Source organism: Lysobacter enzymogenes (genome assembly GCF_023617245.1).
GTDB classification, from domain to species: Bacteria; Pseudomonadota; Gammaproteobacteria; order Xanthomonadales; family Xanthomonadaceae; genus Lysobacter; species Lysobacter yananisis.
This window is the reverse complement of sequence record NZ_CP067396.1, coordinates 3,645,734-3,665,485: the sequence shown is the minus strand read 5'-3', so window position 1 is coordinate 3,665,485 and position 19,752 is coordinate 3,645,734. Positions and strand designations below refer to the sequence as shown.

Annotated in this window: 15 protein-coding genes and 1 pseudogene; 7 read left to right on the top strand and 9 right to left on the bottom strand. The window is 71.9% G+C overall.

Translation table 11 applies throughout. The features are described 5' to 3' along the window. The first annotated feature begins 189 nt into the window (after window positions 1-189). The gene (locus JHW41_RS14860; RefSeq protein ID WP_250442959.1) at window positions 190-6,906 is read left to right on the top strand and encodes a putative Ig domain-containing protein; all 6,717 of its coding nucleotides are present in this window, start codon (window positions 190-192) and stop codon (window positions 6,904-6,906) included. Here the strand turns inward: JHW41_RS14860 and JHW41_RS27105 are convergent. Next, complete coding sequence (locus JHW41_RS27105) at window positions 6,884-7,207, bottom strand: DUF6053 domain-containing protein (protein WP_428995553.1); 324 nt, start codon at window positions 7,205-7,207, stop codon at window positions 6,884-6,886. The two genes, JHW41_RS14860 and JHW41_RS27105, sit on opposite strands and share 23 nt — an antisense overlap. On the opposite strand from JHW41_RS27105, the gene JHW41_RS27100 reads away from it, so the two are divergent. Then, the gene (locus tag JHW41_RS27100; RefSeq protein WP_428995552.1) at window positions 7,134-7,655 is read left to right on the top strand and encodes a hypothetical protein; all 522 of its coding nucleotides are present in this window, start codon (window positions 7,134-7,136) and stop codon (window positions 7,653-7,655) included. The genes JHW41_RS27105 and JHW41_RS27100 overlap by 74 nt on opposite strands. A gap of 191 nt (window positions 7,656-7,846) precedes the next feature. On the opposite strand, the pseudogene JHW41_RS27095 reads toward JHW41_RS27100, so the two are convergent. Both JHW41_RS27095 and JHW41_RS27090 read right to left on the bottom strand, forming a co-directional pair. Next, a pseudogene (locus JHW41_RS27095) lies at window positions 7,847-8,092 on the bottom strand (hypothetical protein); the annotation flags it as partial. Next, window positions 8,025-8,198, bottom strand: a complete 174-nt coding sequence (locus tag JHW41_RS27090) for a DUF6053 domain-containing protein (RefSeq protein ID WP_428995374.1) — start codon at window positions 8,196-8,198, stop codon at window positions 8,025-8,027. The pseudogene JHW41_RS27095 and the gene JHW41_RS27090, both read right to left, overlap by 68 nt. Between JHW41_RS27090 and JHW41_RS27085 the strand changes: the two genes are divergently transcribed. After that, complete coding sequence (locus JHW41_RS27085; RefSeq protein WP_425606357.1) at window positions 8,146-8,544, top strand: DUF6053 domain-containing protein; 399 nt, start codon at window positions 8,146-8,148, stop codon at window positions 8,542-8,544. The two genes, JHW41_RS27090 and JHW41_RS27085, sit on opposite strands and share 53 nt — an antisense overlap. Here the strand turns inward: JHW41_RS27085 and JHW41_RS14850 are convergent. Then, window positions 8,480-8,791, bottom strand: a complete 312-nt coding sequence (locus JHW41_RS14850; RefSeq protein ID WP_057947269.1) for an HPF/RaiA family ribosome-associated protein — start codon at window positions 8,789-8,791, stop codon at window positions 8,480-8,482. The genes JHW41_RS27085 and JHW41_RS14850 overlap by 65 nt on opposite strands. A gap of 210 nt (window positions 8,792-9,001) precedes the next feature. On the opposite strand from JHW41_RS14850, the gene JHW41_RS14845 reads away from it, so the two are divergent. Together JHW41_RS14845 and JHW41_RS14840 are read left to right on the top strand one after the other, a co-directional pair. After that, window positions 9,002-9,742 (top strand): sulfurtransferase, encoded by a 741-nt coding sequence (locus JHW41_RS14845; RefSeq protein ID WP_250442956.1) that lies wholly within the window; start codon window positions 9,002-9,004, stop codon window positions 9,740-9,742. Window positions 9,743-9,909: 167 nt separating this feature from the next. Further along, on the top strand, window positions 9,910-10,542 hold the full coding sequence (locus JHW41_RS14840) for a hypothetical protein (protein WP_057947271.1): 633 nt from the start codon (window positions 9,910-9,912) through the stop codon (window positions 10,540-10,542). 676 nt (window positions 10,543-11,218) lie between these two features. Here the strand turns inward: JHW41_RS14840 and JHW41_RS14835 are convergent. Continuing rightward, the gene (locus tag JHW41_RS14835; RefSeq protein WP_284499500.1) at window positions 11,219-12,490 is read right to left on the bottom strand and encodes a TIGR03862 family flavoprotein; all 1,272 of its coding nucleotides are present in this window, start codon (window positions 12,488-12,490) and stop codon (window positions 11,219-11,221) included. A 171-nt stretch (window positions 12,491-12,661) separates the two neighbouring features. On the opposite strand from JHW41_RS14835, the gene JHW41_RS14830 reads away from it, so the two are divergent. Beyond that, window positions 12,662-14,329 carry a serine hydrolase gene (locus tag JHW41_RS14830; protein WP_250442953.1) on the top strand — a complete coding sequence of 556 codons (1,668 nt, stop codon included), beginning with the start codon at window positions 12,662-12,664 and terminating at the stop codon, window positions 14,327-14,329. A gap of 379 nt (window positions 14,330-14,708) precedes the next feature. On the opposite strand, the gene JHW41_RS14825 is transcribed toward JHW41_RS14830, so the two are convergent. Both JHW41_RS14825 and JHW41_RS14820 read right to left on the bottom strand, forming a co-directional pair. Beyond that, window positions 14,709-15,620 carry a LysR family transcriptional regulator gene (locus JHW41_RS14825; protein WP_250442951.1) on the bottom strand — a complete coding sequence of 304 codons (912 nt, stop codon included), beginning with the start codon at window positions 15,618-15,620 and terminating at the stop codon, window positions 14,709-14,711. Between the two features lie 49 nt (window positions 15,621-15,669). Beyond that, on the bottom strand, window positions 15,670-16,551 hold the full coding sequence (locus tag JHW41_RS14820; protein WP_250442948.1) for a hypothetical protein: 882 nt from the start codon (window positions 16,549-16,551) through the stop codon (window positions 15,670-15,672). Between the two features lie 17 nt (window positions 16,552-16,568). Here JHW41_RS14820 and JHW41_RS14815 point away from each other — a divergent pair, with 17 nt between their 5' ends. Continuing rightward, on the top strand, window positions 16,569-17,897 hold the full coding sequence (locus JHW41_RS14815) for a PQQ-dependent sugar dehydrogenase (protein WP_250442946.1): 1,329 nt from the start codon (window positions 16,569-16,571) through the stop codon (window positions 17,895-17,897). 9 nt (window positions 17,898-17,906) lie between these two features. Here JHW41_RS14815 and JHW41_RS14810 read toward each other — a convergent pair whose 3' ends face one another. Beyond that, window positions 17,907-18,710, bottom strand: a complete 804-nt coding sequence (locus tag JHW41_RS14810; protein ID WP_250442943.1) for a hypothetical protein — start codon at window positions 18,708-18,710, stop codon at window positions 17,907-17,909. Beyond that, window positions 18,673-19,506, bottom strand: a complete 834-nt coding sequence (locus JHW41_RS14805) for a 4'-phosphopantetheinyl transferase family protein (protein WP_250442940.1) — start codon at window positions 19,504-19,506, stop codon at window positions 18,673-18,675. Before JHW41_RS14805 ends, JHW41_RS14810 begins: the two co-directional genes overlap by 38 nt. Between the last annotated feature and the right edge of the window lie 246 nt (window positions 19,507-19,752).

Sequence of the window (19,752 nt, the reverse complement as noted above, 5' to 3'; positions counted from 1 at the left end):
TATGGCGCAGCAGCGCCATGCCCTTGCTTAACGCGAATCGGCGCCGAAGGCGGCCGCTTTCGCATCCGTTTTGCGTATCAGGTCAATGAAAGGGATGCGCCAGGGGCAGTCGGCGCACGGAAACCAGATCGCTCACGGGCAAAAGACCGTCGAATCCGCGCATGAAGCGCGCAGCGCCGGCGTCAGGGGATGAACAACATGCAACAGCAGTCGGCGCAGTCTGCGGGCGTTTCGCACGCCTCGTACTGGGGACACTCGACCGCAGCCAGGACCTGGCGGCGCGGTCTGGCGGCGATCCTTATCGTCCTGGCGGGTCTCTGGTCGTTCGCCGCGGTCGCGGCGCCGTCGATCCGCTGCCCGGTCATGACCCTGGCGGTGGCCAACGGCGGCACCAGCATCCTCGACGCCGACATGTGCGACGGCGGCCCGCCGCCGGGGGGCTTCGGCATCGGCGTGCTGATGACCCCGCCGCAGCACGGCACCGTCACCGTCAACCAGAGCACCGACAAGGTCACCTACACCCATAACGGCGGCGCGACCCTCACCGACAGCTTCAGCTTCGGCGACGGCGTCGGCGGCGAGGTCACCGTCAACGTGACCATCGCTGCGGGCACCAGCCCGATCACGGTCAGCCCGGCCTCGATCTCGCCCCAGCTCGGCGTCGCCTACAGCCAATCGATGAGCGCCACGGGCGGGGTCGCGCCGTACACCTATGTGCTCAACGGCGGCGCCGCCGTGCTGCCGACCGGGCTGAGCTTCGCTTCCGGGACGTTCTCCGGCACGGTCCGCCAGCGCGGCAATTTCCCGGTGCAGGTCACGGTCACCGACTCGACCGCGCCGACGCCGCTGACCACGGTCAAGTCGTACACCATCGCGATCCCCAACACCCAGCACGATTTCGCCCCGGCCACCCTGCCGACCCTGTACCGCACCGCCAGCTACAACATCGCCCTGACCGGCAGCGGCGGCGTCGGCCCGTACAACTACGCGATCGAGACCGGCTCGCTGCCGGCCGGCCTGAGCATCAGCGGCGGCGCCATCGTCGGCACCCCGACCGCGTCGGGCGCGTATTCGGTCACGATCAAGTCCACCGACAGCAGCCTGCCCGGACCGGGCGTGCCGGCGGTGGCGTTCCGCATCCGCACCTACACCGGCACCGTGCTGGAGCCGCCGACCATCGCGGTCAATCCGGCCACGGCTGCCAACGGCACCGTCGCCGTCGCCTACAGCCAGGCCTTCAGCGCCACCGGCGGCACCGCGCCGTACACCTTCCAGATCGTGCCCGGCGGCCAGTTGCCGGCCGGCGTGACCTTGACCGGCGGCACCCTCAGCGGCACCCCGACCCAGGCCGGCACCTTCAACTTCAGCGTGCGCGCGACCGACGCCAACGGCTTCTTCAACAGCCGCGCCTACACCATCGTGGTGGCGCCGCCGTCGATCGCGGTCGATCCCAATACGCTGCCCGACGCCACCGTCGGCGCGGGCTACAGCCAGACCTTCAGCGCCACCGGCGGCATCGGCGGCTACAGCTTCGTCCGCACCGGCACGCTGCCGCCGGGGATGAACCTGACCGGCGCGGTCCTGTCCGGCACGCCGACCGCGGGCGGCAGCTTCACCTTCACCATCACCGCGACCGACAACGGCAGCACCGGCACCGGCGCACCGTTCAGCGGCGCGCGCACCTACACCCTGGTGGTGCACCCGCCGACCATCAACCTGCCGGCGACCTCCCTGGCCAACGCCACCCAGGGCCTGGCGTACACCGCCACGCTCAATTCGGCCACCCAAGGCACCGCGCCGTACAAGTACGCGGTGACCGCCGGCGGGCTGCCGCCGGGCCTCGGACTCGACCTCAATACCGGCGTGATCAGCGGTACCCCGAGCGCGGCCGGCAGCTTCAACTTCGCCGTTACCGCCACCGACAGCAGCACCGGCACCGGGCCGTACAACTCGGCGGCGCGCGGCTACGTGCTGCAGGTGATCAATATTCCGCCGGTCGCCAATGCGGTCTCGGCGGCGGTCGCCTACAACAGCGGCGCCAATCCGATCACGCTGAACATCACCGGCGGCGTGGCGACCTCGGTCGCGATCGGCACCGCGCCGTTGCATGGCACCGCCATCGCTTCGGGCCTGAACGTCACTTACCAGCCGACCCCGGGGTATGCCGGCAGCGACAGCTTCACCTACACCGCGACCAACAGCGCCGGCACCTCGGCGCCGGCGACGGTGACCATCGCGGTCGGCAACCCGACCATCACCGTGACCGCCTCGGGTCCGTTGACCGCGCAGATCGGCGTGGCGTACACCCAGACCTTCACCTGGAACGGCGGCGCCCAGCCCTTCAGCCAGTACCAGGTCACCAACCTGCCGGCCGGCATCATCGTCACCGGCAACACCGCCAACAGCGTGACCGTGGCCGGCACGCCGACCCAGGCCGGCGCGCTGACGCTGACCGCCTCGGCGCGCGATTCGAGCACCGGCAACGGACCGTTCACCATCGCCCAGAGCTTCAACCTGAGCGTGTCGGCGCCGACCCTGACCCTGACCCCGGCGGCGGGCACCCTGAGCGCGACCTACGGTGCGGCCTACAGCCAGACCTATGTCGCCGGCGGCGGCACCGCGCCGTACAAGTACCGGATCAGCGCGGGCGGGCTGCCGACCGGCCTGGAGCTGGATGAGGACACCGGCGTGCTCTCGGGCACCCCGAGCGTGACCGGCCTGTACACCTTCTCGGTGCGCGCCACCGACAACTCCACCGGCACCGGCGGACCGTTCTCGCGCACCCAGAACTACGTGATGCAAGTCGCCGCGCCGAGCATCAACCTCGCGCCGACGACCTTGCCGGCCGGCGCCCAGGTCGGCGCCGCCTACACCGCCAGCGTCAGCGCCACCGGCGGCATCGGGCCGTACACCTACGCGATTCCGCCCGGCAGCGCGCCGCCCGGCCTGAGCATGTCCAGCGATGGCACCCTCAGCGGTACGCCGACCGCGGGCGGACTGTTCAACTTCATGGTCATCGCCACCGACGCGCACGGGCAGACCGGCAACCGTCCCTACATCTTCAACGTGGCCGTGCCGACGATCACCGTGTCGCCGGCGACGCTGGCGGACGGCAACGTCGCCCAGCTCTACAGCCAGACGATCACCGCCAGCGGCGGCACGGTCGGCAGCGGCTACCAGTTCTCGGCGCCGCCGGGCGACCTGCCGCCGGGCCTGAGCCTGAGCACGGGCGGCGTGCTCAGCGGCACGCCGACCGCGGGCGGCAGCTTCACTTTCACCGTCACCGCGACCGATTCCAGCACCGGCAGCGGGCCGTACAGCGGCACGCGCACCTACACCGTCGCGATCGGCGCCTCGACCATCCTGTTGCCGACGACCTCGCTCGCCAACGCGACGGTCACCTCGCCGTACACCGCCACGCTCAATCCCGCGACCGGCGGCACGGCGCCGTACACCTACGCGGTGACCGGCGGCAACCTGCCGGCCAGCGTGCTGTTGAACGCCAACGGCACGCTCAGCGGCACGCCGACCGCGCCGGGCACGTTCATCTTCAGCGTCGTCGCCACCGATTCCAGCGGCGGCACCGGCCCCTACAGCTCGGCGCCGCAGAGCTACACGCTGGTGGTGAACGACATCGTGCCGGTGGCCCATCCGGTCTCGGTCACGGTCGGCTACGGCAGCAGCGCCAATCCGGTGACGCTCAACATCACCGGCGGCATCCCGGCCTCGGTCGCGATCGGCGCCGCGGCGACGCACGGCACCGCGGTCGCCACCGGTACCTCGATCACCTACCAGCCGGTCGCGGGCTATTCCGGTCCGGACAGCTTCACCTACACCGCGACCAACAGCGCCGGTACGTCGACGCCCGCGACGGTGACGGTGAGCGTCTCCGATCCGACCATCACCATCGCCACCTCCGGGCCGCTGACCGGCCAGGTCGGCGTGGCCTACACCCAGACCTTCACCTGGTCCGGCGGCGCCGCGCCGTACGGCAACTTCAACGCCAGCAACCTGCCGACGGGCTTGACGGTGACCGCCACCGGCACCGACAGCCTGACCGTGTCGGGCACGCCGACCGCGGCCGGCACCTTCAACGCGAGCGTCAGCGCGCGCGATTCGGGCACCGGCAACGGGCCGTTCACCGTCGGCCAGCTGTTCGCGTTCGCGATCGGCGCGCCGACCCTGTCGATGACCCCGGCGCCGGGCAGCCTGCCAATGAATTACGGCGTCGCCAGCAGCATCAACTTCGCCGCCAGCGGCGGCACCGCGCCGTACACCTTCAGCCTCGCCGCCGGCTCGTTGCCGGTCGGCGTGAGCCTGAGCTCGGCCGGCGTGCTCAGCGGTACGCCGACGGTGCCGGGCAACTACAACGTCACCGTGCGCGCGACCGATTCCAGCACCGGCACCGGCGCGCCGTTCCGCATCGACCAGAGCTACACCGTCGTGGTCGCCACGCCGAGCATCGCGATCGATCCGGCGTCGATTCCGAACGGCACCGCCGCGGTCGCCTACAACCAGACCTTCAGCGCCAGCGGCGGCGTCGCGCCGTACACGTTCTCGTTGACCGCCGGCGCGTTGCCGGTCGGTATGGCCGTGAGTTCGGCCGGCGTGCTGTCGGGCACCCCGCGCAGCGACGGCAACTTCAGCCTGACCCTGCAGGCGACCGATGCCAACGGCCAGACCGCGTCGAAGGTCTACACCTTCGCCATCGCTCCGGCGACGCTGACCATTTCGCCGGCGACCCTGCCGGGCGGCGTGGTCGGCACCGCCTACAGCCAGGGCCTGAGCAGCAGCGGCGGCATCGCGCCGTACACCTATGCGCTGGCCTCCGGGGCGTTGCCGTCGGGCATCGCGCTGAGTTCGGCCGGCGCGATCAGCGGCACGCCGACGCTGGCGGGCAACTACAGCTTCGCGATCCGCTCCACCGACGACGCCGGCTACAACACCACGGTCAACTACAGCATCGCCGTCGCCGACGCGGTGCCGGTCGCGGTCGACGACAGCGCCAGCACCCAGTCGAACCAGGCCGTCACCGTCAACGTGATCGCCAACGACACCGGCATCATCACCTCGGTGGCGGTGGTCTCGGCGCCGACGCACGGCACCGCGACGCCGAGCGGCACCAGCATCGTCTACACCCCGGCCAGCAACTACTTCGGCAGCGACAGCTTCACCTACACCGCGACCGGTCCGGGCGGCACCTCGGCCCCGGCCACGGTGACGATGACGGTCAACGCGCTGCCGGTGCCGGTGGGCCAGCCGCAGAACGTCACCACGCTGTCGACCCAGCCGGTCGCCATCGACGCCGCCACCGGCGCCACCGGCGCGCCGTTCACCGGCGTGACCTTGCTGGCGCCGCCGAGCTCGGGCACGGCGACGGTGCAGGGCACCCAGATCCTGTACACGCCCGCGGCCGACACCGCCGGCGCGATCGCCCTGAACTACACCCTCAACAACCCGTTCGGCGCCTCCGCCCCGATCACCTCGACCATCACCGTCAACCCGGTGCCGGTGGCCACGCCCAAGCGCGTGCGCACCATCGCCGGCGCCACGGTCAAGGTCGAGCTGACCCAGGACGCGCGCGGCGGTCCGTTCACCGGCGCGGCCCTGGTCTCGCTGACCCCGGCCAGCTCGGGCACAGCCACGGTCAGCGCGTCCAACGGCGGCTACACGCTCAGCTACACCCCGCAGATCGGCTACTCCGGCTTGACCGTGGCGACCTTCACCTTGAGCAACGCCTACGCCACCTCGGCGCCGGCGACGGTCGAGATCGACGTCGCCCCGCGCAGCGATCCGTCCAAGGACGCCGAAGTGCTGGGCATCCTCAACGCCCAGGCCGAGGCCGCGCGCCGCTTCGCCAACGCCCAGATCGGCAACTTCCAAAAGCGCATGGAAGGCCTGCACGACGGCGGCACCGGCGGCTCGCGCTTCGACAACGGCCTGAGCTTCTCGGTCGACCCGCGTTGCCGCGATGGCGCGCGCCGCACTCCGAGCAGCGACTGCCGCGATCCGGATCTCGGCGACGAGCAGGCCGGCGTGGACGGCAAGCCGCGCGTGGAAGGCACCGGCCCGCAGTACGGCATCTGGACCGGCGGCACCATCGAAAGCGGCAACCGCGACGGTCGCGGCGGCGGCTCCGGCGGGTTGGACTTCAAGACCAGCGGCGTGAGCCTGGGCGCCGACTACCGCGTGCGCCGCGACTTCGCCTTCGGCGGCGGCGTCGGCTACGGCCGCGACGACACCGACGTCGGCACCCGCGGCAGCCGCAGCAAGGGCGAGAGCTACAGCGCGGTGCTGTACGCCAGCTACCACCCCGGTGAGAGCTTCTTCCTCGACGGCCTGCTCGGCTACCAGTGGTTGTCGTTCGACTCACGCCGCTATGTCACCGACACCGGCGGCATGGTCCGCGGCAGCCGCGACGGCAGCCAGTGGTTCGCCTCGGTCTCGACCGGCCTGGAGTACCAGCGCGACAAGCTGCGGATCTCGCCGTACGCCCGCCTGGACGTGGCCCGCGCCACCCTCGACGGCTACACCGAGAGCGGCGACGCGCAGTACGCGCTGAACTACCGCGACCTGGACGTGGACACCACCACCACCAGCCTCGGCCTGCGCCTGGACTACCGCCACCCGGTGCGTTGGGGCACGTTCTCGCCGCAGCTGCGCTTGGAGTACCAGCACGACTTCCAGGATGCGAGCTACGCGATCATGAGCTACGCCGACATGGTCGGCGGCCCGTTCTATCGCGCCCGCCTGCAGGGCCTGGACCGCAACCGCTTCGTGTTCGGCCTCGGCGCGGTGCTGCAGACCGAGCGCGACTGGGCGCTGCGGCTGGAATACCGCGGCCTGTTCGGCAGCGGCAACGACGACGACAACAGCTTCATGATCAATATCGAAAAGAAGTACTGATCGAAGCGCGATGACAGCGGCGGCGGGCGCCTTCGGGCGCCCGCCGTTTTTTTGCGCGCGGGTTGGCCTGGCCTTCGCGCGCGGCCGCCTCGGCGCGGGTGGGGCTCGGGTCGCGGACGGCTTGGTTTGATTTGGTTTGGTTCGGCTTCGCTTGGCTTGGTTCGGTTCGAGGCGGGGAAGCGAGCGAAGCGAGTCCGACTCGCGCCGTGGGAGGGGCTTCAGCCCCGATGCTTTCGGCGCAGATCGCCGGCGCCTGCATGTTTGTCCGACACAACAGCGTCGGGGCTGAAGCCCCTCCCACAACAGCCGCTACCAGCGGCGCACCGCGCCGCGACGGCGAAAATGCCAAGATGCGCGCAGTCCCCACGACTCCGCCGCCATGTCCGATTCCGCCACGCCCGCGTTCGCCAGCGCCGCCAGGGACCGCCTCGGCGAGGACGCGCTGGCGCTGCTGCCGCTGCCGTTGCCGGCCGAACAGCTCGACGCGCTGCACGCCGCCTACGCCGCGCCGCCGCGCGCGTACCACAACATCGGCCACGTCGCCGAAGTGCTGCGCCATTACGCCGACGTCGCCGCCGGCCCGGGCTGGACGCAGCCGCGCGAAACCGCGCTGGCGGTGCTGTACCACGACGCCATCTACGAAGCCGGCCGCCGCGACAACGAAGCGCGTTCGGCGCAACTGGCGCGCGAGCACCTCGCGCGCTGGCTGCCGCAGGCGGACATCGACGCCGACCGCGTCGCCGAACTGATCGAACTGACCGCGCGCCACGGCGCCATCGCCCGCGACGACGTCGACGAGCAGACCCGCCTGTTCCTCGACGGCGACATGGCCATCCTCGGCGCCGAACCGGCGGTGTTCGACGCCTACGACCGCGGCATCGCCTCGGAGTACCGCGGCCACGTTCCCGGCCCGCTGTTCCGGCTCAACCGCCGGCGGTTCTTAAAGGCGCTGCTCAAGCGCGAGCGGATCTTCCTCAGCGACTTCTTCCACGAGCGCTACGACGCGGCCGCGCGCAGCAACCTGCGGCGCGCGATCACCACCAAGCGCTGAGCGCGCCCGTGCCGGCGCGTTCCTGCAGCAGGAGCGCGCCGGCGACACCGGCGTCGTGGGAGGGGCTTCAGCCCCGATGCTTTCCGATCCGGTCGCGATGGGTTCTCGGGCGGTCTGCACCGAAAGCGTCGGGGCCGAAGCCCTCCCGCAACAGCCGGGCGATCCGGCGCTTCGGCGTTTTCGCTCTTGTGGGAGGGGCTTCAGCCCCGACGCTTTCGGCTCCGATCGCTGGAACCCTCATCGCGACCGGATCGAAAGGCATCGGGGCTGAAGCCCCTCCCACAAAAAACGGCGGCCGCTGCGCGCGGCCGCCGGTGCGGTGGGGAAGGACGGCGGCGCGAGGCCGCCGCTGCCGTCGAGCGTGCGACGCGGGTGCGTCGTTGACCGATGAAGCAGGCGCCTCCGGGTCGCCATCGCGGGGGAGAGGGAAGGGCGTCGCGGCCGTGCCGCGGTCGCCGTGGATCGGGGCGGCCTGGCCGCCGCGTGGAGGGAAGGGCGGCGCCGCGGCGCCGCCCGCGAAGCTCACGCCGACAACCGGCCCAGCGAACTGTCGAGCACGCGCTGCAGCTTGCGCGCCGCGCCGCTGATGGCCGCGCGCATGGTCGCCGCGTCCTCGGTCGCGGCCATCGGCGGCCGGCCTTCCAGCCGCGCCTCGATGGTGCAGTGCTTGTCGTGGCCGCCGCTCTTCTCGCCGTTGAGGTCGCGCAGGTGGACCTCGATGCGGGTGATCTGTTCGCGGAAACGGCCCAGGTTCTGGTCGATCACGCCTTCCACGTGGTGCTCGAGCGAATCGTCGCCGCGGACATGGTGGTCGGTGTTGAGCTGGATCTTCATGCAAACGCCTCCTTGTGGCGCAGATATCGGGTCGACGCGCGGGCCCTTGCCCGGCGTCTGCGCGGTCCGCCGTCGTTCGGTCGGCTTGTCGGCCACGCAGGAATTCCGACCGGCGCCCGCGCGGAAGGTTCTCGCTGCGTTCAGCTTCGGCCCAGCGGCGACATGTCAGGGTGTGGGATCGCCGCCGCGGCCGGGCGGTACAATGGCGCCATGGTCGTCAACATCGCCGCCTATCATTTCGCCGTCATCGACGATCCGCCGCAGCTGGCCCAGCGCCTGCGCGAGCAGGCCGAACGCCTGCAACTGCGCGGCACCGCGCTGGTCGCTCCCGAAGGCATCAACCTGTTCCTGGCCGGCGACGGCGAGGCGATCGAGTCGCTGCTCGCCGACCTGCGCGCCGACCCGCGCTTCGACACGCTCGCGGCCAAGTACAGCTGCAGCCGCGCGCAGCCGTTCGCCCGGCTCAAGGTCAAGCTCAAGCGCGAGATCATCGCGTTCCGCCGAGAACGCTGTTCGCCGCTGCGCGGCCGCGCACCGAGTGTGACGCCCGACACGTTGGCGCGCTGGCTCGACCAGGGCCACGACGACGCCGGCAAGCGCGTGGTCCTGCTGGACACGCGCAACCGCGAGGAAGTCGGCTACGGCAGTTTCGACAACGCGCTGACCCTGCCGATCGACAACTTCACCGAGCTGCCCGAAGCGCTGGCGCCGCACCGCGAAGCGCTGCGCGAGGCCACCGTGGTCAGCTTCTGCACCGGCGGCATCCGCTGCGAAAAAGCCGCGCTGTGGCTGCGCGAGGACGGCATGGACAACCTGCTGCAGCTCGACGGCGGCATCCTGGGCTACTTCGAGCGGGTCGGCGGCCGTCATTACGACGGCGGCTGCTTCGTGTTCGACGAACGCGTGGCGCTGGACCCGCAGCTGCGGCCTTTGCGCGATGCCGCCGCCTGACTGGCTTTTTTTGCCATTCATTACAAATCGTTAACCCGTCCAAACGCGGCCTGCGGTTAGGCTGCGCGTTCGCGATGGACCGGCCCCGCGCCGTCCCCCGCCATCGCCAACGGACGCCGGCCCGCGCCCCGCGCCGCCGCCGGCACTGAATCGCCATGAGGATCACGATGAACCGACGCCTGTTCCCCGCCGTAGGCCTGCTCGCGGCCGCCGTCCTGGCGATGGCCGCTTGCAGCCAGAGCGCGCCGGTCAACACTGCCGCCCCGCAGGAGACCACCGCCGCGCCGCCGGCCCCGCCCAAGGCCGTGCCCGATCCGGACGCCGATCCGGTCTCGCGCGCCTCGCCGCCGATGCTGACGCCGGTCGCGCTGGGCACCTTCGACCCCGGCAACCCGGTCGCCCAGGCCACCACCGGCAAGCTGACCATCGACGATCTAGAGATGAAGGGCGAGAACGGTTCGCTGTACAAGACCGAGCGGGTCGCGATCGTGCGCGGCGGCGACCAGTACAGCGCCGGCCAGACCTATGGCGCGACCATGCAGGTCGAGGCCAGCCAGGCGGTGGAACTGCGCCGGGTGATCGAGCAGACCCCGCCCAAGGAAACCCCCGCCAACGCCTTTTGCGGCACCCACCCGACCGGCTTCATCGCCCTGGCCAAGGTCAGCGAGGCCACCGGCGACGTGATCAAGCTGATCGCGCTGCAGGGCAGCGACCTGCCGGCGGCGAGCGCGCAGGGCGTGGGCCTGTGCGCGTCGATGTTCTACATGGGCAAGGCGTTGCCGGACAAGGCGACCTCGTAAGCCGGCGGGGGGCGGTCGCGCCCGCGTCGTAGCGGTACCGCGCGCAGGCGCGGGCGCGACGGCTCGCTAAAGGTCGCGAGGTCACTCTCAGGCTCGCGGCATCGCCCTCAATACCGTCATTCCGGCGAAAGCCGGAACCCATTTTGATCTTGCTCGCGCTCTGCTCGACCGGGAGCGGATGAAGCAACGGCAAAATGGGTTCCTGCTTTCGCCGGAATGACGAGTCGGGGAGCCGGTCTTCGGGCGCAGCGGCAGTGCAGCGTCGCTGCGGTTGGTTCCGGCTTTCGCCGGAATGACAAGTTGGGGGAGCTGGTCTTCGGACGCAGCGGCAGTGCAGCGTCGCTGCGGTTGGTTCCGGCTTTCGCCGGAATGACGAGTTGGGGGAGCCGGTCTTCGGGCGCAGCGGCAGTGCAGCGTCGCTGCGGTTGGTTCCGGCTTTCGCCGGAATGACGAGTTGGGGGAGCCGGTCTTCGGACGCAGCGGCAGTGCAGCGTCGCTGCGGTTGGTTCCGGCTTTCGCCGGAATGACGAGTTGGGGAAGCCGGTCTTCGGGCGCAGCGGCAGTGCAGCGTCGCTGCGGTTGGTTCCGGCTTTCGCCGGAATGACGAGTTGGGGGAGCCGGTCTTCGGACGCAGCGGCAGTGCAGCGTCGCTGCGGTTGCAGCGACGGCCTTCGACTCAATCCGACGCGTTTTCCAGCACCGCCCGCGCCGCCGCTTCGCCCGCGATCAAGCCGCTGGCGAAGCACGCGGTCAGCAGGTAGCCGCCGGTCGGCGCTTCCCAGTCGAGCATTTCGCCGGCGCAGAACAGCGCCGGCGCGAGTTCGCGCACGCGCAGCGAGTCGTCCAGCGCTTGCAGCCGCACGCCGCCGGCGCTGCTGATCGCTTCGGCGATCGGCCGCGCGCGCAACAGGCGCAGCGGCAGACGCTTGATCGCGCGCGCGACCGTGGCGGCGTCGTTCAAGCCGTCCTTGCCGAGGACTTCGAACACCAGCGCGGCCTTGACCGCGTCCAGCCCGGTCTGCCGGCGCAAGTGCTCGCCGACGCTGCGGCCGCCGCGCGGACGGGCGAAGTCGCGCTGCAGGCGCTCGAGTTCGCGGCCCGGCGCCAGGTCCAGTTCCAGCGTCGCCTCGCCGTGCGTGGCGATGCGCTCGCGCAGCATCGCCGACAGTGCGTAGACCAGGCTGCCCTCGATCCCGCTCGCGGTGGCGACGCATTCGCCCTGCAGCGAACGTTCCTCGCCGTCTTCGCGCCAGTGCGCGACCACCGGCTTGAGCGGCGCGCCGGCGTGGCGCTGGGCGAAGTGTTCGCTCCAGCCGACGTCGAAGCCGCAGTTGGACGGCTGCAACGGGGCAATGTCGAGACCGCGTTCGCGCAGCCACTCGACCCAGGCGCCGTCGGAACCCAGCTGCGGCCAGCTGCCGCCGCCGAGCGCGAGCACGCAGGCGCGCGCGCGGGTGCGCGCTTCGCCGTCGGGCGTGTGGAAACGCAGCGTGCCGTCGGCGTCGAGCCCGGTGCAGCGGTGCTGGACGTGGAAACGCACGCCGTCCTCGCGCAGCCGCCGCACCCAGCCGCGCAGCAGCGGCGCGGCCTTGCGGTCGGTCGGGAACACCCGCCCGGAACTGCCGACATAGGTCTGCACGCCGAAACCGCGCGCCCATTCGCGCAAGGCGTCGGCGTCGAAACGGTCGAGCCAGCGCGCGACCTCGCCGGCGCGTTCGCGGTAGCGCGCGTCGAAGCCCGGGCGCGGTTCGCCGTGGGTGAGGTTGAGCCCGCCCTTGCCGGCGATCAGGAACTTGCGCCCGACCGAGCCCTTGGCCTCGAACAGGTCGACCTCCACGCCGAGCGCGCGCGCGGCATGCGCGGCCATCAGGCCGGCGGGGCCGCCGCCGACGACGGCCAGGGCGGGTAGGGTTTCGGGCAGGGACGGGGCGGGGCCGGGTGCGGACACGGAGCGAGGGGCGAAGCGGTCGGGCGCGCATTATGCCCGCTGCCCCGTCCAGGCCGGGTGCGGCCGCGGCCTTGCCGGATCGGCCGGCCTCGGCGCGCGTCCGGCCCGGCCCTGGCGTCGCGCGTTGGCTTGGGCCACAGTCGCCGATTCCCAGAATCGCCAGGAACCCCGATGCGAGCCACCGACTGGAAGGCGCAAGGCGCCGGACTGCTGATCTGCATGAGCGCCGCCGCCGGCGCCGCCGCGCAGGCGCCCGCCGCCGAAGCGTCCTCCACCGAAGCATCCTCCGCCGCCGCGCCGCCGCTGCCGGAGCAACTGCGGGACTTCGACGCCTACGTCGATGCGGTACGCAAGCAGTTCGAGGTGCCCGGCATCGCCGTGGCCATCGTCAAGGACGGACGCGTGGTGCTCGAACGCGGCTTCGGCGTGCGCGAGGCCGGCAAGCCCGAGCCGGTCGACGCCCACACCCTGTTCGCGATCGCCTCCAACACCAAGGCCTTCACCGCCGCCTCGCTGTCGATCCTGGCCGACGAGGGCAAGCTGAGCCTGGACGACCGGGTGATCGACCATCTGCCGTGGTTCCGCATGGCCGATCCCTACGTGACCCGGGAGATGCGCCTGCGCGACCTGCTCGTCCACCGCAGCGGCCTCGGCCTGGGCGCGGGCGACCTGCTGTACTGGCCCGGCACCGACTACAGCAACGAGGACGTGGCGCGGCGCCTGGCCCACGTCCCGCTGACCGGCGGCTTCCGCGGCCAGTACGCCTACGACAACATCCTCTACGGCGTGGCCCAGCTGGTGGTCGAAAAGGCCAGCGGCCAGAGCTATCGCGACTTCCTCGCCGAGCGCATCTTCCGGCCGCTGGGCATGGACGAGACCCGCTACAACGCCGATGCGTTGCGCGGCGCGGACAAGGTCGCCAGCGGCCACGCCAAGGCCGACTTCAAGGACCTGCAGGTCGCCCCGCGCATGACCTGGTCGAACGTGGCCGGCGCCGGCGGGCTGTATTCGTCGGTGCACGACATGGGCAAGTGGATGCGCGCCCAGCTCGACGGCGGCGTGTACGGGCGCGACGGCGACAAGGAGCTGCGCTTGTTCAGCGCCAAGCGCCAGCGCGAGATGTGGTCGGTGGTGACGCCGATGCCGATCGCCGAGCCGCTGGTGCCGGAACTGGCGCCGGTCAAGCCGAACTTCGCCGGCTACGGCGAGGGCTGGCAGCTGACCGATTACCGCGGCGAGAAACTGGTCTGGCACACCGGCGGCTGGCCGGGCATGGTCTCGCGGGTGACCCTGGTGCCGGCGCACAAGCTCGGCGTGGTGGTGCTGACCAACGCCGAACTCGGCGGCGCGTTCCAGGCGGTGACGATGCGCGCGCTCGACGCTTATCTGGGCGCGCCGAAGACCGACTGGAACGCGGCCTACGCGGCGGCGCTGGCCAAGAGCCGCGGCAAGGCCGACGAGGACTGGGCCAAGCACCTCAAGGCGCGCGACGCCAGGTCGAAGCCTTCGCTGCCGCTGTCGGGCTACGCCGGCGCCTACCGCGACCCGTGGTACGGCGATGTCTTCATCGAACAGGCCGGGTCCAAGCTGCGGCTGCGCTTCGGCCGCACCAAGGACCTCACCGGCGAACTGAGCCACTGGCAGCACGACACCTTCATCGTGCGCTGGGACCAGCGCTGGCTCAACGCCGACGCCTTCCTCAACTTCGCCCTGACTCCGGACGGCAAGGTGCGCGAGCTGCGCATGGAGGCGGTCTCGCCGCTGACCGACTTCAGCTTCGACTTCCAGGACCTGCGCCTGGCGCCGGTGGCGGCGAGCGAGGCCAAGGCGGGGAGCTGAGCGGGCGCGGACGCAGCGACGCAGCACGGCGGCGAACGCGCCCGCGCCCGCCGCCGGCGACGCTTCGCCGGTTCCGCCGCCGGCGAGGGTAGGGTGATCCGCCATCGCCGGCGTTCTTGCCTATGACGACTGTACCCAGTCGACACGCCGGCATTTTCTCCAGGTGCCGGCGCCTGCTTGTGGCGAGGCGGTACCGTGACCGCCGAGCCACTTCCGGCCCCGTACCGCGGCGCTACGCGGTGCGGGGCCCTCTTCCTCGTTCGCTTTTCCGTTCGCCGGCCCGGACGTGCGCTGCTGCGCGCGCGGCGGCTTGGCGTGCCCGCCTGCGGCGCGCGCCGGCGCTATCGCGCGGGCCATCGCGCGGGCCGTCGCGGCGCGCTTATTCCCAGGCCGCGGCCTCGCCGTCCGGCGCCAGCCGGCGGACCAGGAAATCCAGGAAGCAGGCGATGCGCGAGGCCAGCTGGGTGTTGCGGTAATAGACCGCGTTGATCGGTTGGCGCACGTCGAGGGTGCGGTCGGCGAACAACTGCGCCAGCGCGCCGCTGCGGCGGTCCTGGCGGGTCATGAAGTCCGACAGGCAGACGATGCCTTCGCCGGCCAGGGCGAGCTGGCGCAGGGTCTCGCCGCTGGAGGCGTGCAGGTCGGCGGCGATGTCGAGCTCGTTGCCGTGCGCGTCGCGCAGCGGCCAGCGGTTGAGCACCTGGGTCGGGGCGAAGCCGAGCAGGGTGTGGCCGGCCAAGTCCGACACCTCGCGCGGCGTGCCGCGCGCGGCCAGGTAGGCGGGGCTGGCGAGCACGCGCAGGCGGCTGCCCGGCAGCGGCCGCGCGTGCAGGGTCGAGTCGGTGAGCTGGCCGATGCGGATCGCCACGTCGGTGCGTTGTTCCAGCAGGTCGATGATCTGGTCGTTGCTGTTGAGCTCCAGCTCGATCTGCGGGAACGCGCGGCGGAAATCGCCGACCAGGGGCACGATCGCATGCAGCATGAAAGGCGAGGCCGCGTTGATCCGCAGCCGTCCGGCCGGCTGCTGGCGGCGCAGCGCCAGCGATTCCTCGGCGTCTTCGACGCTGGCCAGGATCGCCCGCGCCCGCGTCAGCATCGCCTCGCCTTCCTCGGTCAGTTCCAGCCGGCGGGTGGTCCGCCGCAGCAGGGTGGTGCCGAGCTTGTCCTCCAGCCGCGCCAGCGCCCGGCTCACGCCGGAGACGGTCTGGTCCAGCGTTTGCGCCGCCGCGGTGATCGAGCCGGTGTCGACCACGCTGACGAAGGCGAGCAGTTCGTCGAGGGTGAGTTTCATCGCAGGCGCATTATCGTTGCATTCGCGGGCGCGCGCGCCGTCGCCGCGCTCAGTCGCAGCCGTCGCGGACGCCGGCGAACACGGCCAGCGGCGCGCCGGTGCCGGTGTCGGCGCCGCCGACTGTGATGCTCAAGCGTTCCTCGGCGGCGTTCACGCGCAGGCGCAGCGGCGGACCGGCCTCGGCGCGGTAGTCGATCTCGGCCGAGCGGCCGGCGGCGCCGCCGACCGCGGTGAGCCTGCGCGGGCTGCGGCCGAATGCGATCCGGTCGTCGCCGCCGAGCAGCAGCCGGGCGAGGCCGTCCGGGTCGAGATCGGGCACGGGATGGACCGCACCGGGCGGCGTCCACATCGGGATGGAGCCGGGTTCGGCGTCGACCCGCGCCGCGGGCGCGTCGGGATCGCGCACCGACGCGGCGCTCAGCAGCGCGCGGCGGCCGTCGCGCGCCAGCCACAGTTGCAGGCGGCGGCCGGGATCGTCGCCGACCCGCGCGATCTCGCCGCGCAGCCAGTCGCGGCGCTCGGGATCGGGCAGCAGGCGCAGCAGCACGGTGTCGCGGCCGTCGGGCCGCGCGGGCGCGTGGCGGATCCAGCAACCGCGGGCGAGATCGACCGCGGCGGCGTCGGCGGTTTGCTGCGCGGCCGCCGGCGGCGCATCGGCGGCCGCGCAGGCGAATGCCGCGGCGAGCATGCACAGCGCGGCGGCGGCGGAGCGTGGAACGGGCAGGCGCGGCATGAAGACCTCGTGGCGGCGGTGCGGTGACAGCGCGGCGCGGCGATGGCGCGCCGCGAGGAGAACGGATACGAACGCGCGCGGCCACGGCGCGGGGTCGCGGCGAAACTGCGATGCCGTCGTTACGCCTGCGCCAACGCCGGTCTGCGACGGCCTTCTCGCCAGTTTAATCGCCGCGCCGGCATGCTCGTGCGTCCGCACCGACGAGGCAGGATCGCATGGCCGCTGCGCTGGATCGAGGCTGTCGCTGGATCGCCGCGGCGACATTAGCGCTGGCCTGCGCCGGCTGCGGCGAGCGCGCCGCGCTGCAGGTCGCCGACGGCACCGGCCCGGCGCCGCAACTGCCCAAGCCGAACCCGACCCTGATTCCGACCGTCGACGTCGCGCCCGCCGTCGGTTGGCGCGATGGCGCCCGGCCCACGCCCGCGCCGGGGCTGGCGGTCAACGCGTTCGCCCAGGGCCTGGACCATCCACGTTGGCTGTACGTGCTGCCCAACGGCGATGTGCTGGTGGCCGAAAGCAACGCGCCGCGCAGCGAGCACAAACCGTCCGGGATCAAGGCCTGGTTCGCCGCGCGCCTGATGAAGAAAGCCGGCGCCGGGGTGGCGAGCGCCGACCGCATCAGCCTGCTGCGCGACGCCGACGGCGACGGCACCGCCGAGACCCGCACAGTGTTCCTGCAAGGCCTGCATTCGCCGTTCGGCATGGCCCTGATCGGCGACCGGCTGTATGTGGCCAACGCCGATGCGGTGTGGCGATTCCCGTACCGCGACGGCGAAACCGCGATCGCCGCGGCCGGCGAGAAGGTGACCGACCTGCCGGCCGGCATCAACCATCACTGGACCAAGAACCTGATCGCCAACGCCGCCGGCGACCGCCTCTACGTCACCGTCGGCTCCAACAGCAACGTCGGCGAGAACGGACTGGCCGCCGAGGAAGGCCGCGCGGCGATCTGGGAGCTCGACCCGGCCAGCGGCGGGAAACGCCTGTTCGCCACCGGCCTGCGCAATCCCAACGGCCTGGCCTGGGAACCGCAGACCGGCGCGTTGTGGACCGCGGTCAACGAGCGCGACGAGATCGGCAGCGACCTGGTGCCGGACTACATCACCTCGGTCGAAGACGGCGCGTTCTACGGCTGGCCGTACAGCTACTACGGACAACACGTCGACGCGCGGGTGCAGCCGCCGCGGCCGGATCTGGTCGCCAAGGCCAAGGCGCCCGACTACGCGCTGGGACCGCATACCGCCTCGCTCGGCATCGCCTTTTCGGAAAAGGCCAAGCTGCCGGCGGTCTACGCGCAAGGCCTGTTCGTCGGCCAGCACGGCTCGTGGAACCGCAAACCCAAGAGCGGCTACAAGGTGATCTTCGTACCGTTCGCCAACGGCACGCCGGCGGGCCCGCCGCGCGATGTGCTCGGCGGCTTCCTCGACGCGAGCGAACAGGCGCAGGGCCGGCCGGTGGACGTGCGCATCGATGCGCGCGGCGCGCTGCTGGTCAGCGACGACGTCGGCAACACGGTGTGGCGGGTGACCGCCGCGGGCGGCTGAGCGCGGCGCTCAGTCGCAGCCGTCGCGGCGGCCGTCGAACAGCGGCGTGTCGCGGCCGGCGCCGGTGCCGCGCGCGGACACCAGGATCAGCGCCAGGCGTTCTTCGGATGCTTGCACCCGCAAGCGCCGGCTCGGCCCGGTGCCGGCGCCGGCGAGGAATTCGGCGGACAAGGTGGCCTGCGGCCAATCGCCGGCCGGCAACGGCCGCTCGGGGACGCGCGCGAATTCGATCCGCGCTTGCGGGAACAGCACCAGCGTCTGGGTCGAGCCCGGCGCGCGACCGGGCGCATGCGTCGGCGCGAGCGGGCGCAGCTGCGGTTCGTCGGCGGCGGCCGGCGCCGGCGCGCGCGGATCGGCGAGCGGACGGCTGGCGAGCACGGCGCTGCGGCCGTCGCGCGCGAGCCACAGCTGCACGCGCCGGTCGGGATCGTCGCCTTCGGGCCGCGACAGCTGGCCGCTGAGCCATTCGGGGTGATCGCGATCCGGCAACAACCGCAGCAGCGCGCTGGCGCGGCCGTCGGGCGCGTCGCGCTGGATCCAGCAGCCGCGCGCGGCATCGACGGCGCGGTCGGGCGGCGATGCGGCAGCGGCCGGCGGAGCGGACGGCGGCGTCGGCGCGGCGGCATAAGCGACGCCAGTGCAGGCGAAGGCGCCGGCGAACGTGGCGGCGAGCAGGGCGGTGGCGCGAAGCAGGGAAGGGCGCGACATGGCGGCGGCGCTCGATGGGGTGCGGTCACCGTAGTCGCGCGGTCTTGAGGGCGGGGTGAATGCGCGGTCAGTACGGTGCCAGACGCGGGCGACCGTCGTTTTCACCGGATGCTTCCGATAAAGGAAGCGCGTCTTCGCCGCTCGCGCGCAGCAGGCGCAGAGCGATGGGCGTTTCGTAGCGCAGCGGCGAGCAAGCGATGGCCTGGATTCGCGCCGGCGCGGCGCCGGGGCGATGCTGCGCGCACAAAGCCAGCAGTTGGTCCTCGCCGTCGAGGAACTGCCACAGGCGCCAGCGCTCGGGCGCATCGTCGAAGCCCGGCGCCATCCACAAGCGCAAGCGCGCGTCGTCCACACGCACGCCGAACCGGTCCAGCGGCAGCGACAGGCCGATGCCGCGCGCCTTGGCATAGGCCTCTTTGAGCGTCCAGTGCTCGATCGTGCGCCGCGCCCGCGCCGCCGCCGGCAGCGCGCGCAGCTCGGCGATCTCGTCGGCGGCGAAGTTGCGCTCGACCGCGCCCAGCGACAACGCGCGCGCGCGCAGCGATTCGGTGTCGATGCCGAGCGCGCGGCCGCGTGCGACCGCCAGCGCCACCACGCCCGCGGCGTGGGACAGGTTGAAGCGATGGTCGCCGGGATTGTCGCCGGCCAGTTCCGGCTTGCCGTGGCGGCCGCGGACGAAACGCAGCCGCTGCGGCGCGATGCCGGTATGGCGCGCCAACGCGGTGCGCGCCAGCGCGCGCGCGAGCAGATGGCGGCGGCGGTCGTCGGCTAGGCGATAGCGCAGTTCGCGCGCGCGTTCGGACCCGTCCAGCAGGGCGCGCCATCGCGCCGCGAGCGCGCCGTCGTCGGCCTCGTCCAGGCGCGCGATCCAGATCGCGATGTCGTCGGCGTGCAGGTGCATTCGGCGATCCGTGGCGGCGCCGGCGCGGCGCGCCGGAGCGAAAGCGTTCGTGGTTCGAAATTGTTCGCGATGTCGCGCAAGTCCGGGACCTGATCGCGATCATGCGCACGATAAGCCAAGCGATCCGCATCGGGTCTGTCCTCGCGGACAGGTGTCCGGGACAGGTGCGGACGGACAGGTGGGCAAGGACAGGTGGGTGTGTTCGCGGCCACGGATACTGGTTCGTTGAGACAGGTGGCGCGCGCT